This is a genomic window from Vibrio sp. 10N.286.51.B11, assembly GCF_041469245.1.
Classification (GTDB): domain Bacteria; phylum Pseudomonadota; class Gammaproteobacteria; order Enterobacterales; family Vibrionaceae; genus Vibrio; species Vibrio crassostreae_C.
This window is the reverse complement of sequence record NZ_JBFRKI010000038.1, coordinates 164,627-182,998: the sequence shown is the minus strand read 5'-3', so window position 1 is coordinate 182,998 and position 18,372 is coordinate 164,627. Positions and strand designations below refer to the sequence as shown.

11 protein-coding genes are annotated in these 18,372 nt (G+C 45.3%); 6 read left to right on the top strand and 5 right to left on the bottom strand.

Annotated elements, in window-relative coordinates; translation table 11 throughout:
* The first annotated feature begins 42 nt into the window (after window positions 1–42).
* Window positions 43–1,476: a serine-type D-Ala-D-Ala carboxypeptidase gene (gene dacB, locus AB4154_RS18695; RefSeq protein ID WP_372123799.1), complete on the top strand. Its 1,434-nt coding sequence runs from the start codon at window positions 43–45 to the stop codon at window positions 1,474–1,476.
* Between the two features lie 125 nt (window positions 1,477–1,601).
* Here dacB and AB4154_RS18690 read toward each other — a convergent pair whose 3' ends face one another.
* Together AB4154_RS18690 and tyrS are read right to left on the bottom strand one after the other, a co-directional pair.
* Complete coding sequence (locus tag AB4154_RS18690) at window positions 1,602–2,447, bottom strand: magnesium transporter (RefSeq protein ID WP_372123797.1); 846 nt, start codon at window positions 2,445–2,447, stop codon at window positions 1,602–1,604.
* Between the two features lie 376 nt (window positions 2,448–2,823).
* The gene (gene tyrS, locus AB4154_RS18685; RefSeq protein ID WP_017059402.1) at window positions 2,824–4,011 is read right to left on the bottom strand and encodes a tyrosine--tRNA ligase; all 1,188 of its coding nucleotides are present in this window, start codon (window positions 4,009–4,011) and stop codon (window positions 2,824–2,826) included.
* A gap of 129 nt (window positions 4,012–4,140) precedes the next feature.
* Between tyrS and AB4154_RS18680 the strand changes: the two genes are divergently transcribed.
* Window positions 4,141–5,430, top strand: coding sequence for a peptidoglycan DD-metalloendopeptidase family protein (locus AB4154_RS18680; RefSeq protein WP_372123796.1), 1,290 nt, complete (start codon window positions 4,141–4,143; stop codon window positions 5,428–5,430).
* Between the two features lie 77 nt (window positions 5,431–5,507).
* On the opposite strand, the gene AB4154_RS18675 is transcribed toward AB4154_RS18680, so the two are convergent.
* From AB4154_RS18675 to erpA, 3 genes are all read right to left on the bottom strand, one after another.
* Complete coding sequence (locus AB4154_RS18675; RefSeq protein ID WP_372123794.1) at window positions 5,508–8,597, bottom strand: efflux RND transporter permease subunit; 3,090 nt, start codon at window positions 8,595–8,597, stop codon at window positions 5,508–5,510.
* A 10-nt stretch (window positions 8,598–8,607) separates the two neighbouring features.
* The gene (locus AB4154_RS18670) at window positions 8,608–9,732 is read right to left on the bottom strand and encodes an efflux RND transporter periplasmic adaptor subunit (protein WP_372123793.1); all 1,125 of its coding nucleotides are present in this window, start codon (window positions 9,730–9,732) and stop codon (window positions 8,608–8,610) included.
* 362 nt (window positions 9,733–10,094) lie between these two features.
* Complete coding sequence (erpA, locus tag AB4154_RS18665; RefSeq protein WP_004734539.1) at window positions 10,095–10,436, bottom strand: iron-sulfur cluster insertion protein ErpA; 342 nt, start codon at window positions 10,434–10,436, stop codon at window positions 10,095–10,097.
* Between the two features lie 296 nt (window positions 10,437–10,732).
* Between erpA and hemL the strand changes: the two genes are divergently transcribed.
* The 4 genes from hemL (at window position 10,733) to AB4154_RS18645 (ending at window position 18,196) form a co-directional block, all read left to right on the top strand.
* A complete protein-coding gene (gene hemL / locus AB4154_RS18660; RefSeq protein ID WP_010436060.1) occupies window positions 10,733–12,028 on the top strand; it encodes a glutamate-1-semialdehyde 2,1-aminomutase in 1,296 nt (431 codons plus the stop codon).
* Window positions 12,029–12,371: 343 nt separating this feature from the next.
* A complete protein-coding gene (locus tag AB4154_RS18655; RefSeq protein ID WP_004734536.1) occupies window positions 12,372–13,457 on the top strand; it encodes an AI-2E family transporter in 1,086 nt (361 codons plus the stop codon).
* A 110-nt stretch (window positions 13,458–13,567) separates the two neighbouring features.
* Window positions 13,568–14,590: a 16S rRNA (guanine(1207)-N(2))-methyltransferase RsmC gene (rsmC, locus tag AB4154_RS18650; protein WP_017088379.1), complete on the top strand. Its 1,023-nt coding sequence runs from the start codon at window positions 13,568–13,570 to the stop codon at window positions 14,588–14,590.
* A gap of 216 nt (window positions 14,591–14,806) precedes the next feature.
* Window positions 14,807–18,196, top strand: a complete 3,390-nt coding sequence (locus AB4154_RS18645; protein ID WP_372123790.1) for a response regulator — start codon at window positions 14,807–14,809, stop codon at window positions 18,194–18,196.
* Window positions 18,197–18,372: the final 176 nt, after the last annotated feature.

Below are 18,372 nucleotides of genomic sequence, written 5' to 3'. Positions count from 1 at the left end.
ATATCTGTATACTGAAAACATCAGCCATCCAAGAAATCTTCTATGCGCCTTCTATCCACACTACTGGTATGTAGTTTTTCCATTAGCGCTTTCTCAGTTAACGCTTTCGCTTACCCCCCTCTAGATAAACTGCCTGATGGCAGTAGCACCAGTGTAATTTTGGAATCCCTGAAAGGCGATTCAAACAAAATGAATTCCAACAGTGATGGCTTCTATCCCCCCGCTAGTACTTTAAAGCTGGTGACAGCGTTGGCGGCTAAGTTGGAGTTAGGGGATGACTTCCATTACACGACCAGCGTTGCTCGTTCTGGTAATGATGCAATCATTTCGTTTAGCGGCGACCCAACACTGCAACGTGAGCAGCTAAAAAGCCTGTTAACTCAATACGCTAAGTCTCAATCCAGAACCATCAAGGGCAATTTATATCTGGATAACACAGCTTATACCGGCTATCAGCGAGCGGTGGGGTGGCCTTGGGACATTCTAGGGGTTTGTTACAGCGCGCCTTCTAGTGCAATGACCTTAGACAGCAACTGCGCACAAGCCTCTATTTATACAAAAGGTAATGGCAGCACTCGCGTTTATATTCCCGCTCACTATCCGATAGACGTGACGACCACCGCTGCCACGGTAACTCGCTCTGGGCAGAAGGCGACACAATGCGACTTGGAACTCATCACCACACCAGATAACGCTTACAAGCTCTCTGGTTGCTTGGTTGAGCGCAAAAAGCCACTGCCACTTAAGTTCGCCATTCAAAATCCAGAACTTTACACCTATCAAGTTGTTGCATCGCTTCTCAAAGAACTGAAAATAGAAGTAAAAGGTGATGTGATTATTGGTAAAAAAGAGAAAGCAGACAAAACCACGTTAGTCGCTAGTCACAACTCAGAAAAGCTTCCTGAACTGCTCGATATCATGCTCAAGAAGTCGGATAACCTTATCGCAGATAATCTAACTAAAACGCTAGGAGCCACATTTTATGTTCAACCAGGCAGTTTCAATAACGGTACTGAAGCGATAAAGCAGATATTGCTGACCAAGGCTAATATTGACCTCAGTAAAGCGCAGCTCGTCGATGGTTCAGGGCTATCTAGAAATAACCGAATGAGGTCACAGACCATGGCTCAAGTGCTTCGTTATATCTGGGAAAACGATCAACAGCTCAACCTAATTGAGGCTATGCCTACATCAGGTGTAAATGGAACGCTCAAGTACCGTCCAAGCATGAGAAAAGCACCGATTCAGGGCAACATCACAGCCAAAAGTGGTTCTTTGTACGGAACGTACAACATGGCGGGATATGGTTTAGATGAGTCCGGGAAACCAAACTCTTTGTTTGTGCAGTTTATTCGTGATTACTTCCCTGAAGAGCAAGATCCAGACAGACCGGTAGAGGCTCCAATCACCCAGTTTGAGCGTGCTTTCTACAAAGATGTAGTTGAGTTCAGTCAAACACAAAGCAAATCGAAGTAATGTTTGGCTCTGTGTAAACTTCTACTCAAACAATAAAAATGGCGCTAAAGACCTTAAATCTTCAGCGCCATTTTTGTTTCTCAGATGTATTTAGCTATTTTTATAGGTGCCTATTTTTATAGGAGCTAAGCGATACCGAGGAATGAGTTAACCACAGTGAAGTAGATCCACATTCCTGAGATATCAACTATGGAAGCAAGCACTGGGCTCACTAACACCGCTGGATCAAGCTTAAATAGCCTAGCAACTATCGGCAATCCGCCACCCAGCACGGTTGATATGGTCACCTGAATAAACAGCGCTACCGCAATAGCTAACGCAATCATGTTGATATCATAACCACCTGTCGCTTGGTTTTCACTAAAGAGCAAAATACGTCCAATCATCACCACAGCAATCGCTAAAGCTAAACAAATAGCGACTCTAAACTCTTTCCACAGAACGTTAGCCCATTGGCGTTTTTTTAACTCACCTGTGGCTAAGGCTCTGATAACCAAAGTCGCGGCTTGTGTCCCGGTATTACCACCAGCTGCAGCAATTACCGGCATGTAGATAGCCAAAAGTACCAACTGACTGAGAATGTCTTCATATTGAGCGATAATAAGCCCTGAGACGATGCCCAATAGTGCTAACGCAATAATCCAACCGATACGCTGTCTAACGTGGCTCATGACGCCAGTAGAAAGATAGCCCTGCTGAGGTTCTACCTCTGAGTAAATCAGCCCTAGTTGGTGAGCTAGATGTCGAGAGCGCTTCTCAAAGCCCTGCTCTTCTAGCTCACTAAGTAAAGTCTGAATCGTACTAAGAGAGCATTGCCCCAGCACTAACACCGCATCTTCGAGCAGCATTCGGTTCAAAAGGTTAATTTGTTGTTCACGTCCGTACTGTTGAAATGCATTCGACACAGCTTGGATGTCTTGCTCTGAGTACAGAGCTTCAATAGATAAAAAAGTGTTGTTCATTACCGTCATGGCGAATCTCCCGATTGGCAAAGGTAACGACCATCAAAACAAATAGCATAGATTTATAGATTTATAGATTTATGCGCACCAAGAGCTGAAAGCTACTGGTGTGTCTACTTGTTAGAATCTAGTGTGTGGAAAAGAATGAGGGGGAAAAACAAAGATACCCTACCTGAACGGCAGGACAATAGATCAATACCGAGACGGGTTATTCTTCTCCATTCAAACTAGGAGGATGGTCGGTATTGTTCATAAAAATCTCCAGAATTACTGTCAATTTGACAGCGCGCATAGTGTAGCAATAGGCGTTTCAAAGTTTCGTCAATTTTAAGTCAATAAAAAAGGCATCCGTGGATGCCTTTGGTTCAATTATTGATGTGCATTATTACTTAATAGTAATACGAGCAAACTTACGCTTACCTACTTGGTAAACGGCAGTACCTGCTTCAGGCACGAATTTGCTGTCTTCAATCTTCTCGCCTTCAAGCTTAGCCGCACCTTGCTTGATCATACGCATCGCATCAGAAGTCGAGTTTACAAGACCCGCTTCTTTTAGAACGTTCGCAATTGGCAGGCCTGCTTCGAATTCAAACTCCGGCATTTCATCAGGAACTTGGTTCTTAGCAAAACGGTTAACGAACTCTTGCTCAGCGGCTTCAGCATCTGCTTCACTGTGGAAACGAGCGATGATCTCTTTAGCAAGAAGCACTTTAACGTCACGCGGGTTCTTACCTGCATCAACGCCAGCTTTCAGTTCCGCAACTTCTTCAAGAGGACGGAAAGACAGCAGCTCGTAGTAGCTCCACATTAGATCGTCAGAGATAGACATGATCTTACCAAACATCTCGCTTGGTGCTTCGCTAATACCGATGTAGTTATGCGCAGACTTAGACATCTTCTTAACACCGTCTAGACCAACAAGTAGTGGCATCATTAGTACCGCTTGTGGTTTTTGACCTGCTGCTTTTTGCAGTTCACGACCCATTAGAAGGTTAAACTTCTGGTCAGTACCGCCAAGCTCAACGTCGCTCTCTAGTGCAACAGAGTCGTGACCTTGTAGAAGTGGGTACATGAATTCGTGGATTGCGATCGGTTGACCACCAGCGTAACGCTTTTTGAAGTCATCACGCTCAAGCATACGAGCAACAGTTTGGTTAGAAGCAAGACGAATCATGCCTTCAGCGCCAAGCTCAGATAGCCATTCAGAGTTGAAACGAATTTGCGTCTTCGCAGGATCTAGAATCTTGAATACTTGCTCTTTGTAAGTTTCAGCATTCTTCAATACGTCTTCGCGGCTTAGCGGTGGACGTGTTGAGTTTTTACCTGATGGGTCACCAACCATTGCAGTGAAATCACCGATAAGGAATGTCACTTCATGACCAAGCTCTTGGAAAGCACGAAGCTTGTTAAAGATAACCGTATGGCCTAGGTGGATATCTGGAGCTGTTGGATCGGCACCCAGCTTAATGCGTAAAGGACGACCTTCTTTTAGTTTTGCAATCAGTTCGTCTTCTGGAATCAGTTCTTCTACGCCACGTTTGATCTCGGCTAGTGCAGCTTCAATACTCGCCATTCTTGTTCACTCCCACAGATTTGGCAAAAATACATTAATTAGACATCTTACTTGAATAGCGATGTATTTTGAAACCAGTTACACTATTCCGTCGTCGATTTTCATAATATTTACAGAACGAACCGGAACATGTTGTCTATTTTTGCACGCCTTCCTATTTTGCACCGGGCTTTTATCGCATTTTTTAGTGCCATAATTTTCGTCGCGATTTTCTTACTCCCCGACGTCAACAGTTTGCGTGACGATTCGGGCGCTTTAGTTGTGGGAAAACATTACCCACTGACTATCAATGCCTCTGCACTTATTAGCTCAAGTGACGCGCCGCCGACGGCAGTGCTCAATTGGGAGAAATACACCGTTCGCTCTGGCGAAAGCACCTCTGTTTTATTTGAACGTATTGGCCTCTCATACCGTCTGCTGATCACGCTACTCAATACCAATAATGATATTAAGAAGCAGCTGTCTAACCTAAGACCTGGTGATGTCTTGCAGTTCGGCTTTGATGAAAACAACGACCTTATTCAGTTAAAACGACAACTTAGTGCGTTTGAAAGCTTCAAGATCACTAAATCTGGCGATTCTTTCTCATCAAGTTTCGACAAAAAAGAAGTGGTATACCAATACAATTATGCCGAAGCCAACATCACCTCTAACTTCTGGAACGCTGGCGTCAGCGCAGGTTTAACCGCAAACCAAATTATGGAACTGGCCGGCATCTTCGGTTGGGATATCGACTTTGCGTTAGATATTCGTAAGAACGACAGCTTCAAAATCTTATACCAAGAGAAAGTGGTTGAAGGTGAAGTAGTTGGTCGCGGTAAGATCATGGCAGCCGTATTCAAAAACCAAGGCGATTCATTTACCGCGGTATTGGATGATAAAAGCGGCAACTACTTCGATGAAAATGGTCGTGCGATGAAGAAGGCGTTCTTGCGCTCACCAATTGATTTTCGTCGCGTAACATCGAACTTTAACCCTACCAGGAGACACCCAGTAACCGGTAAGATTCGAGCTCACCGCGGTACTGACTACGCAGCCCCTGTTGGCACGCCTATCTGGGCAGCCGGTGACGGTATTGTTCAGAAGTCAGGTTACAACCAATTCAATGGTAACTACGTGTTCATCCGCCACAGCAACACCTACATCACCAAGTACCTGCACATGAAGCGACGTATGGTGAAAACCGGTCAGCGCGTAAAACAAGGCCAAACCATTGGTACTTTGGGCGGTACAGGCCGTGTGACTGGCCCGCACTTACATTATGAATTCTTGGTTAATGGCGTACATAAAAATGCGCGTACCGTGAAATTGCCTCAATCCAAGTCGTTAACTGGTAAAGCAAAAGCAACCTTTATTGCCAACTCAGAGATTCGACTGAATAACCTTGAGCGATACGGCCAGTTACTAGCGACTAATTAGGTTAAGAACCCTATAAACCAACGAAAAGAGCGCCCACCAAGGCGCTCTTTTTTATGTTCATCGAACCACTGTATCTACTATTTTTCCGGCTTCTTATCTCGCCCTAACATTAATAAACAAGGAGTCAGTACCAAGGTCAATACCGTGGCGAATGCTAAGCCTCCCGCAATTGCCGTAGCGAGTTGCGACCACCATTGCGTGCTCGGCGCACCAAATTCTATCTTTTGATTAATCAAGTCGATATTCATTTCTAGCACCATCGGCATCAAACCTAAAATGGTGGTGACCGTGGTAAGCATTACAGGCCTTAAACGCTGAACACCGGTTCTCAGAATCGCATCTCGCTTATCCAAGCCTCTTTTAATCAATTGGTTATAAGTATCGATCAGCACGATGTTGTTATTCACCACTATACCAGCCAGCGCAATCACCCCAATACCGGACATCACGATGCCAAACGGGCGCTGGAAGATAAGTAAACCAACGAACACACCAACCGTTGAGAACAACACTGCACTTAGAATCAAGAACGCCTGATAGAAACTATTGAACTGAGTAATCAGAATTAAAGCCATCACCGCTAGTGCCACCAAGAACGCGCTTTGTAAAAAGGCTGACGAGTTCTCTTGTTCTTCGTTTTGGCCACGGATACGAAATTCCACGCTACTCGGCAGCCCTAGCTCACTTAATGCTTGTTCGATCTTTGGTAGTTCCAGCGCAAGGTTATAGCCTTCTTCCATATCTGCCATGATGTTCACCACACGCTTACCATCGAGACGTTTAATCGTATCTTGCTTATGGTCGGGAACAATCTGAGCAAAGTTGGTGATCGGCACCAAGCCAGCTGGCGTTTTCACTCTCAGCTGGTCAAAGCGTCCAATATCCCTTTTATCATTCGGGTAACGCACCAAGATATCGACCTCTTCTGATGAATCATCAGGCAAGTAATCACCAATCTTTAATCCATTAGTGACGAACTGAACGGTATTGCCGACCAAGGTCGCGTCAGCTGCAAAACGGGCGGCATCATCGCGGCGGATATCCACCTTCCAATCGATGCCATCTTTACTAGCAGTGTCGCTGATATTGGTCAGTGCTTGATTGCCATCAGCCCAGTTTCTCACAATTTTTGCGGCCTGATTAAGTTGCTCTGGTGTTTTAGCCGACAGCTCAATCACTAAGTCATTTTCAACCGGAGGCCCAGCATCAGGGAACTTATATTCAATCTCAACACCAGCGTATTGATCGGTTTGTACCTTCAACTCATCAATAATCGCCTTAACGCTGCGGCGATATTGCCAGTCAACAGGCGTAATTGAGATCAAACCAATCTGGTCGTCACCACCAGTACGCGTGTAAACGGTATCGAACTCATCATGATTGAGCATCATCAGTTCAATATCGCGCATAATGTCATCCTTTTCTTGGATAGACAGATCACCATGAGAACGAACTTTGACATTAAAGAATGGCGGATCAACCTCAGGAAAGAACTCTGCTCCAAGGCCGGCTTTTGAATACGTGAAACCAACCGCAACCGCGAGCAGTATCGCACTACAAAGAATCTTAAAGGGGTGCTTAATCGCAATAGAAAGTGTGTGGTAATACGCCTTGGTTAAGCCTGTCGCCTGTGAGAAATCCCCATTATGCAAAGCCACCATTCGAGCTTGGCTCTGAGACGAGACGTATTGCGGTTTACCAATCAAACCACCGAGTACGGGCACAAACAATAAAGCCATGATCAGTGATGCAGTTAATGTCGCGATCAATGTTAATGGAAGGAACTTCATGAATTCGCCTGTTACATCAGGCCAAAACAGGAGTGGAGCAAATGCGGCCAAGGTTGTGGCAGTCGATGCGGTTATCGGCCACGCCATCCGTTTAGCTGCATCTCGGTAAGCGGCTTTACGCCCTTCACCTTCTTGCATTCGCCTGTCGGCAAACTCGGTCACCACAATGGCGCCATCAACCAACATACCAACCGCCATGATCAACGAGAACAGCACTACGATGTTGACGGTTAGACCAAACACAGACAACACCAACAACCCCGTGAGGAACGACCCAGGAATTGAAATTCCGACCAATAGCGCGGTTCGAACACCAAGAATGGCGATGATCACGATCACCACTAAGATGATGGAGGATAAGATATTGTTTTGAAGATCGTTGAGCATGATCTTCACATCTTTAGATTCATCCCAGGTGTATTTGACCAATAGGTTATTTGGCCACTCGGCTTGCTGCTGAGCACCAGCCATTACCGCTTTGACTAGCTCAACGGTTTCAATGATGTTTTCACCCGCACGTTTCTTGATATCCAAGACAACCGCGGATTTGCCATCTAAACGGGCAAAGCTTTCAGGATCTCGAAACGCTCGGCGAACCGTAGCCACATCACCAAAGGTTACTACCTGCTTGCCATCCACTTTGATAGGTAATTCAAGTACGTCTTTTAAGGAGTTAAACACCGAAGGGACTTTGACTGAGAAACGTCCGTAGCCGGTATCAACAAAGCCAGCAGCAACTACTCGATTATTCAGAGCGATCAGATTGTAGATATCCGCTTGATCTAAGCTGTAGCTCTCCATCAATAATGGATCAACGATGATTTCCACGATGTCATCGCGATCGCCTGCAATGTCGACTTCAAGGATCTGACGATAGCTTTCGAGTTTATCTCCGAGCTCTCGGGCAATTTGCACTATGGTGCGTTCAGGAACGGTACCGAATAGCACAACAGACAGAACAGGCTGCTCAGAAGCCAGCGTCACCTCATTTACGGTCGGCTCGTCACTGTCTTCTGGCAGTTTTGGTTTAGCCAGGTCAACCGCGTCACGAACATCAGCCATCGCTTTAGTAAGATCGACGCCAACATTAAACTCTAACACCACAGAGGCGTGCCCTTCTGCTGCGGTTGCTGTCATCTCTTTTACGCCTTCGATTGACCTAAGCTCTTGCTCAATAGGTCGAACCAATAAACGTTCTGCATCCGTTGGCGAGATCCCTTGGTGCCCGACCGAAACATAGATAATTGGGATGGTAATGTCTGGGCTCGATTCCTTAGGTATCGTGATATAGGTGACGACACCGGCTACAAGGATTAACGCTAAAAGGGAGAGCATTGTTCGAGCACGAGACAAGGCTGCATCAATAATTGAATACATCGGCTATCTCCTACTCAGCAATTACATTAGAGAGTTCAGCGCCTTGCTCAACAGCAATCACCGAATCACCATCACGAACAAACCCTTGGCCTACTGTGATGATATCGACGCGTTGACCTAGCCCCGTGAGCCACACTCCATCTTGTTCGGCCTTTACTAGCTGAATGCCTACAAACTTCACCGTTGGTGAGTCATCGACTGAAACCAAGGTTTTGACCCCTAGGTTACCCGCCTCATCCAATGCTAGCATCGCCGGTGTTATCTTTATTGCATCTCTTGTTTCTAGGTTGAGTTTAACTTCGGCACTGACACCTGCTGGTAATAGGCCTTTAGAGTTATCGATTTCTATCTCGATTGGGAAGGTATTAGTAGCAACAGAAGAGATACGAGAAACATAGCGTAAACGGCCTTCCGCTTCTTCTCGCCCTAACAAACGAACCAAAGCAGATTGATTGACTAGCAAATGTTGGATATGACGCTCACTGACATCCGCCTCAATAACCAAAGGATCGAGGTCAATCACGCCAGCAACAGGATCGCCAACACTAACGAAATCACCGAGCTCCACCATCAAATCTTGAACCACACCCGAAAAAGGCGAAGTAATCACAGTATTCTTTAAAGCCAACTCCGCATTGCGCATCATGGCTTTTGCTTCTGTTAATGAAGCCTCAGCTGTGGTGTAGGCGATTTCACCTTGCAGTCCTCTTTTCTTCAGTGACTGCGCCGCTTTGAACTCTTTCTGCTTCAAGCGATATAACGCAGATGCTCGCTCTAGTTGAATCTCTAAATCACCCTTATCTATCTGGGCAATGGCTTGTCCTGCTTTAACCATCCCCCCCTTAACAACATTCAATCTGACAATCTTACCCGCGACTTCTGCACCTAGACGAGCATGCCTATCGGGCGCCGTTCTTCCATAGAGATCAATCGTTTTAAAGGTCGGTGATGAGGTGAAGGTTTGAAAGGAAACCTTAGCCAGCGGAATTTCTGTTGCCTTTTTTTCAGGTGACTCTTCTGCTTGCCCTACGCCTAAACCAAGCCAGATCGACAACAACACGACTAGAGTCAGAGAAACCAGCCACGGCTGCTTCAATTTCTGAAAAAGTGGTGAGTTAGAAAATAGAGTGGGCATAACAAATCCTTTTGTCCGATGTCATTCAGGCGCGCTAGTTGGCTTAATAGCGTGATGTGCAACTTCCTTATGCACAAAGGTAACCTTAACAGACCAATCCTCAACGAAGTTGGACGCTATCGACAGTTTAAAAAATATGCCGTGTACTAAAAATGACAAAATAGAAGGTTGGAATGATTTTAAAAGCAATAACTTAATATGTCTTAGCAATTTTGAGGCTGCGTGACAAACAAGAGCCTTGCTAAGAAAGGAGCTTTGTTATGAAGAGAAATTTGGGGATATAAAAACAAAAACGCCGAACATAAGTTCGGCGTTTACAACCTTCTGGTGTGGCTTTCAGCTAATGCAGCTTTGAGCTCATGCTATACGCTAAATGATGCACCACAACCACATGTTGTTGTCGCGTTCGGGTTGTTCACAAAGAAACGAGCGCCTTCTAGGCCTTCTGTGTAATCAACCATGCCGCCCATTAAGTACTGTAGGCTCATTGGGTCAACAACCAGCGTTACACCGCTGTTTACAATCGTAGTGTCGCCATCATTTACTTTTTCATCAAATGTGAAGCCGTATTGGAAACCGCTACAACCACCACCTGTAATGTATACACGCAGTTTTAGTTCTGGGTTTTCTTCTTCAGCAATTAGCGTTTGTACGCGGGTAGCTGCTGCATCAGAAAAAGACAATGGGATATTTACTTCGCTCACGACAACCTCTCTTACCTGTGTCAAAAACAACATGATACAAATCTAATTCGAGACCATAGTTGTTGAGTATTTTCTTATATTCCGGTGATTATCTAATACCTGACTGAAACGTTCAAGTATTCACCACAGGATCGGTCCTTTTACTGCTGTAAACTCACCAATATCTAACAATTAAAACGTGTAACCACACAAAACAACCAGATTCGGGTGATTATCTGGGCGAAAGCATTCCTAGTTGGATTAGGGATAGGTACAATGCGTGCCAATTGGTCCGACAGTCAAAAGAGGATATATCAATGACCAAATCAGCAGAGCTGTACGAAAAAGCACAGCAAACTATTCCTGGTGGCGTAAACTCTCCAGTTCGTGCATTCAATGGCGTAGGTGGTTCTCCAATCTTCGTTGAACGCGCTGATGGCCCACTTATTTTTGATGCTGATGGTAAAGCGTATATCGATTACGTTGGCTCTTGGGGGCCAATGATCCTTGGTCACAACCACGCTGTTATTCGTGATGCTGTGATTGCAGCAGCTCAACGCGGCCTTAGCTTCGGTGCTCCAACCGAAACTGAAATCAAAATGGCTGAACTTGTCTCTGAGATGGTTCCATCAATGGAACAGCTACGTATGGTGAGCTCAGGTACAGAAGCAACAATGAGCGCGATTCGTCTAGCTCGTGGCTTCACTGGTCGTGACAAAATTCTTAAGTTTGAAGGCTGCTACCACGGCCACGCAGACAGTCTACTGGTAAAAGCTGGTTCCGGCGCACTGACTTTAGGTCAACCAAGCTCTCCTGGTGTACCGGCTGACTTTGCTAAGCTGACATTAACGGCAACCTTCAACAATCTAGATTCAGTACGTGAAATCTTCGCAGCAAACAAAGGCGAGATCGCTTGTATCATCGTTGAGCCAGTAGCGGGTAACATGAACTGTATCCCTCCTGTAGAAGGCTTCCACGAAGGTCTACGTGAAATCTGTGACCAAGAAGGTGCATTGCTAATCTTTGATGAAGTAATGACAGGTTTCCGCGTTGCTGAAGGTTGTGCTCAGGCTTACTACAACATCAAGCCAGACCTAACGTGTCTTGGTAAAGTGATCGGCGGCGGCATGCCTGTGGGCGCTTTCGGTGGTCGTAAAGACGTGATGCAATACATCGCACCAACTGGCCCTGTTTACCAAGCGGGTACGCTTTCAGGTAACCCTGTTGCAATGGCTGCTGGCTACGCATGTTTGAACCTTCTACGAGAAGAAGGCAACGAAAAGCGTCTAGCTTCAAAAACTAAGCAGTTGGCAAAAGGCTTCAAGCAACTTGCTGACAAGCACGGCATCCCAATGCTAGTTCACCAAGTTGGCGGCATGTTTGGTTTCTTCTTCACTGACCAAGAAACTGTGACGTGCTACGAAGATGTAACTAAGTGTGATGTAGAACGCTTCAAGCGCTTCTTCCATCTAATGTTAGATCACGGTGTTTACCTTGCACCGTCAGCATTCGAAGCAAGCTTTACTTCTCTTGCTCATGGTTCCAAAGAACTGGATGCAACACTAGAAGCTGCTGATCGCTCTCTTGCGATCATTGCTGCTGAAAGCAAATAGTCGAAAGCATTTTATAAGTCGCTAACCGATTGAATTTAGGGCTGCATTAGATGCAGCCCTTTTTAATACATCACGCTCGCTAACCACAAATATGACAGCTTACTTCCCCTTCGATTAAGGCTAAAACTGAACTAAAAGCGCCTAACGTTCCCAGAAAAGAAAAACCAACAACATCAAGGTGCCAAGGAACATTCTGAACCAAGGGATCTCTTTTTTTGTTTGCTGTTCTTCATCTTGGCATTTCTTATCTTTATTACAGCATCCCATTATCAAAACTCCTCATTGCTAACTCTCTGTTTTGCAGCCATTATAAACTCAGAACGCAAATATAGAGACCATTAACGTGTCAGAAAAACTCAAAATCAATACCAGCCACTGGGTGATCATCATTGCCCTACTTGCGGCGGCTTATGCTTGTTACTTGCTTATAGAGCCGTACGTCAACTCAATCGTGATGGCCTTTATCATTTCACTATTGATGTTCCCAATCCATGAGTGGCTTGAAAAAAAGCTCCCGAATAAAGAAAACATCGTCTCTCTACTGTCTTGTGTGATTCTGACTTTCATTATTGTTATCCCTTTATTGGCAGTATTCGCAGCAATTGTTCAGCAAGGTTCTCTGTTCTCTCAGAACACCTACCAATGGGTGACCCACGGCGGTATTCAGACTTTATTTGCACACCCATTAGTGGTCAAAGCGCTGTCATTTGTGAATAACTACTTGCCTTTCGACAACATTGAGCCTCAAGCCATCGCACAGAAAGTCGGTGAATTTGCGACCAGCTTTGGCTCAAAACTGGTTGGTATCAGTGCAAAAATCCTTGGTGATGCGACCAATTTCTTGATGGATTTCTTCTTGATGCTGTTTGTTCTGTTCTTCCTACTAAGAGATCACGACAAAATCATCAGTGTGGTTCGTCATATTTTGCCTTTATCTCGTAGCCAAGAAGACAAATTGCTAACCGAGATTGAGCAAGTATCGAAATCAGCTGTAATGGGTTCATTCTTAACCGCAATAGCACAAGGTTTTGCGGGCGGTTTAGGTATGTGGATTGCCGGTTTCCCTGGCCTATTCTGGGGCACCATGATGGGCTTTGCCTCTTTCATCCCAGTTGTGGGTACCGCTCTAATCTGGATCCCTGCTGCGACCTACTTGTTCCTAACAGGCGATACCACATGGGCAATTTTCCTAACGGTTTACTGTGTAGCGATTGTTGGTTCGATTGATAACCTGCTTCGTCCGCTGCTGATGCAAGGCAGTGCAGGCATGAATACCCTGATGATCTTCTTCTCACTGTTAGGTGGTATTCAATTGTTCGGCTTAATTGGTCTTATCTACGGCCCACTAATCTTTGCGATTACCATCGTCCTATTCAACATCTACGATGAAGAGTTTAAAGACTTTTTAAACCAGCAAGACAAGAGTTAATCAACTGTTCGACAACTTGGTTGCCGAACGAGTATTAAACACTTCAAGCTTTGGGCGGATTATGCGAAAATCCGCCCTCATTTTTTGCTAACGATTCAATAGAGTGTCCTATGTCAGCTTATATTGCCCCAAGCCAGATTGCTCAACGTCAACTCGCCTACTTTGAAGGCAAACATGTTTTAGTTGCAGGTGAGGCAGAAGACTTATTCCCTGTTGAATTAGCGAAACATTGTGAATCAGTCACCGTGTTTACCTCTAATTACAGCTACTACCGTCAATTAGAAGGCTGCAACACCATCCAACGTTTTTATGGTGCGGAGTTTACCGAAGAAACCAAAGCCGACTTAGTGATGCTGTACTGGCCAAAGGCTAAAGCAGAAGCGGAATTTCTGTTGGCGATGTTATTTGCCAAGCTAGGTAAAGATACCGAGATTGTCGTAGTTGGCGAGAATCGTTCTGGTGTTAAAAGTATCGAGAAGATGTTCGCTCCTTACGGTAAAGTCGTGAAATACGATTCGGCGCGCCGTTGCTCTTTCTACTGGGGTCAATGCTTCGAGCAACCACAAGCCTTCAATCTGCAAGACTGGTTTAAAACCTATACGGTTAACATTGATGAGCAATCACTTACGGTAAAAAGCCTTCCTGGCGTCTTCAGTCACGGTCAATTCGATGTCGGTAGCCAACTTCTGTTGGATACTCTGCCAAAGCTGAAAGGAAAGGTACTGGATTTTGGTTGTGGTGCAGGCGTATTGGGCGCGGTAATGGCATCTCGTCACCCTGATATCGAGCTAGAAATGTGCGACATCAGTGCATTTGCCGTGGCATCAAGCCAAGCTACGTTAGAAGCGAACGGTTTAACGGGAAATGTCTTCGCCTCAGATGTCTATTCCGACACATCAAAAGACTACCAATTCATCATCAGTAACCCACCATTCCATTCTGGTTTGGATACAAGCTACAGCGCGACTGAGACCTTACTTGCTCAGGCTCCTAAGCATTTGAAGCGTTCTGGCGAGATGATTATTGTTGCGAATAGTTTCTTAAAATACGTTCCAATTATTGAACAAGCGTTTGGAAAATGCGCGACTCTAAATAAGACCACTAAATTCGCGATTTACCACGCAAACAAATAGCCTATCTAGCACAGCGCAGGGTCATTATCTGCGCTGTCTGTTCATATTTTTGTCAAAACTCTATAAAAATGAGCTTTTGCACACGCTTTAAATACCACTTACTTGTCAAAGTAAAAAAACTCGTTAATTTCGTTAAATTGGAACCCGTTAATTCTATTCTCTGTACTTGTTTTCAGCCCTTTTAGCAGTACATCAAAGGAAAGTAGTACCCAATTTATGTTTAGATTCTATCGTAAGCAGAAGTTTAAGCGCCTTCAAAATACCCTAATGCTGGCATTTCTTGTCCTCAGTATTACCCCAGTGACACTTATCGCGATATTTTTCCTCCAGTCGCACAGTCAGGATCTTCAGGAACAAAGTACTTCGCACCTTGTTTCGGTCCGTGATACTAAGCAACAGCAAATTGTCGATTACCTACAAGCTCAAGAGTCCCAAGTCATGGGTTTTGTTCGCTCAGAATTGGCCAATGCCAGTGGCGGGCGATTCTATGGTTTAATCAATGCGTTCCAACGCTTAGGGTTAGATATTGACGAAGCGCGCAGTAATGCGCAGCAGCGTTACATTCAAGGCTCTGGCGATCAAATCAAGACATCGATTCTTCCAGAATCTAGTAGCTTTATTGGCAGCGAACGTTATCGACTGCTTCACAAGCGCTACCATAACTCATACCAAGAATTGCTTAAGCGTTCAGACTTTGATGACATTCTATTAGTCGACATTAACGGTAACGTCGCTTACTCAATCTTTAAGCGTGATGATTACGGCACTAACTTGCTAACAGGTAAGTACAAAGATTCAAACCTAGGCGTTACCTTTCAACGCTTAGCAAAAGACGTAAAAGACAAACGTAAATCCAACGAGGACTATACACCGGTTATCGTTTCTGACTTTAAAGATGAAAACGGTAAGCAGACGGCTTGGTTAGGTGCGCCTATTGTTCAACAAGGCTACCTGCACAGTTACGCCATGTTTAGGCTGCCAATCAATGGGATTACTAAGCTGATTGCGGATCTCAACAAGAGTTCAAATATTCAAACACTGCTTGTGGGTGATGATCACCTGCCACGCAGCCTCGCCCATTCGCAAGAGTCGATTAATTTAAGCTTAGACGTTGTCGATAAAGCATTGGCTGGCGAAACGGCCGTAGGTACGTTCAACAATACTCAAGATCAAGCGATCATCGCAGCATATACCCCAATTGAGCTGAAATACGCAACATGGGCTCTTGTCGTAGAGCTGCCAGAAAAAGAGGCGTTTGCCCGTATTCATCAGTTAGAGAAGATCTTCGTGATCGTGATGCTCACAGCGATCATTCTTGTGTTTGTTGCATCGCATTACCTGTCCAATTTCATCACTTCTCCTCTCCTCAAGCTCACATGGGCTGCCGAGAAAGTCTCTGCTGGTGATCTTGATGAAACCATGATCAATACCGAACGCAAAGATGAGATTGGTCGACTCGCGGTTAGCTTCGAAAGAATGCAGCGATCGATCCGTGAAAAAATGCAGCTCATCAAGAGCCAAAACGGTGAGCTTGAGGACAACCTTAAGACCATTCAAAAGCAAAACGAAGAGTTGCAACTGGCGAACAAACTTAAAGATGAATTCTTAGCCACCACCTCACACGAATTGAGAACGCCATTGCATGGCATGGTTGGCATCGCTGAAGCGCTAATATCTGGTGCTAACGGTCCTATTCCGGCCAACCAGAAGTACCAATTGGATATCATCATCAATAGTGGTCAGAGGTTGGCTACACTGGTTGATGACCTGCTTGATTATCACAAGATGCGCTATGGCAGCTTAGATATTAAGAAATCAGCCGTTGATTTGTCGGCAGCCACCAGCTTGGTCCTAGAGTTGTCTCATCACCTATTGGGCAATAAGCCAATCCGTATTATTAACCAAGTCCCAAGTGATTTAGGTCTGGTTTCATCGGATCCTCAACGACTTGAGCAAGTGATGTATAACTTGGTCGGCAATGCCATCAAGTACACCTCAGAAGGTAAAATTGTTATCTCTGCCAGCGTTATCGATGACAACATTCGTGTGCAAGTTGTCGATACTGGCCAAGGTATACCGGCCGAGTACCTTGAGCACATCTTTGAGCCATTGATTCAAGCAGGCCAAGATGCGAGTAACTACCGCCAAGGTGCAGGGCTTGGACTATCGATCAGCCGTCAGTTGATCGAGCTAATGGGCGGTTCACTGTACGTAAGTAGCCAACCAATGCTTGGCACTACGTTTAGCTTTACCCTGCCCCTAGCGACTCAAGGTGAGCTGGACAGTTACAACGAATCCGGTCATTACTCGCACTTCCAAGCGCCTGATTTAATTGATAACAGCCAACAAGAAAACAGTGTTATCAGTGAAAACCCAGATGGCCCGTTATTGGTTATCGCCGATGATGAGCCGGTTAACCTGCGAGTATTAGACAGCTTCTTGAAGTTAGAAGGTTATCGAGTACGTACTGCATGTGATGGCCCTGAAACCATTGAACTGATTGAAAAAGAGAAGCCAGAGCTGCTTCTACTCGACATCATGATGCCAGGAATGAGCGGCTATCAGGTTTGTGAAGCACTGAGAAAGCAATACGATCATGCTCAGTTGCCAATCATCATGCTAACGGCACTCAACCAAGCAGAAGACCGTGTTCGAGGTTTCGAAGCGGGTGCCAATGACTACTTGTCTAAACCGTTCAACAAACAAGAACTGGCGGCTCGAATTACAGCACATCTATCAGCAAGCAAAGCTGAACAGAGACGCCTTGAAAACGATCAACTGCAACTCGAACTCAAACATAGAGCGATGGTTGAAGCTAACTTGTTAGAAACTCAAGGCCGCTTATTAGAGCAGCTAGAATCGGCACCTGAAGCCATCATCTGTATTCGCGATGACCAACGCATTCGTTTTGCTAACGAAGCCGCGGCGAAGCTATTCAGACGCGGACAGGAGCAACTCAAACGCTCAATGGCTGACGAGATCATTGCACCTAAATACCTTAAGGTAGAACAAGCCCACTACTGCGGTGATATTGATATCTATATAGACGATACACGTCAGCGCATACCAAGTGACATCCTTAAGCTGCCTGAAGGCTCAGGGCTCGACACCATGTATATCTTTAATGTAGGTGGTGGTGTTAACTCAAACCGAATCAATAACCTTGAAACGGCGGTTGAGGCTCTCTCTAGTTATGCCTTTGAAGGCGACAAAGATAAGTTACAGCAGCTGAAAGAGCTTGGCGGAGAATTTACTCGTCTTGCTGACAAGGCAACCGGTGAAGGTAAAAACAAGCAAGAGTTAATGCGTGAGGTACTGGTCGATGCGATGACGAATGCCATCATCTACTGGGAATCGGTGACTGGTGAAACCAAGTTTGCTTTCGCCGAGAAGAGTGGCTTGTGGCGCGTCTACTTAGACCGCAGTACGCTGCAAACTCGAACGCTAGACAAATACCTACGCGTAGAAACCCTACCGAAAACGCCTCGCTGGCGAACGGTACTGAGCTCAATCGAATTCATTCTGGAACACTGCAAAGAACAGACGCCAGAAAGAACCCATATTGAGATGCTGAGGGATAAACTTCAGAAACTACTGACCAGTTAAACCCTGAACCAACATCACGATACTTTGAATAATGGAGCCCACCTAGCGTGGGCTTTTTTGTACGCCTTATAATCACAAAAAGTAGAATCCCATCGCTTGCAACGCACTTTTTTTACGCCCTTAAACAAGGAAGAATTCACGCCAATCACGTACAGTGTGAGCTCGTAACGGTCAGT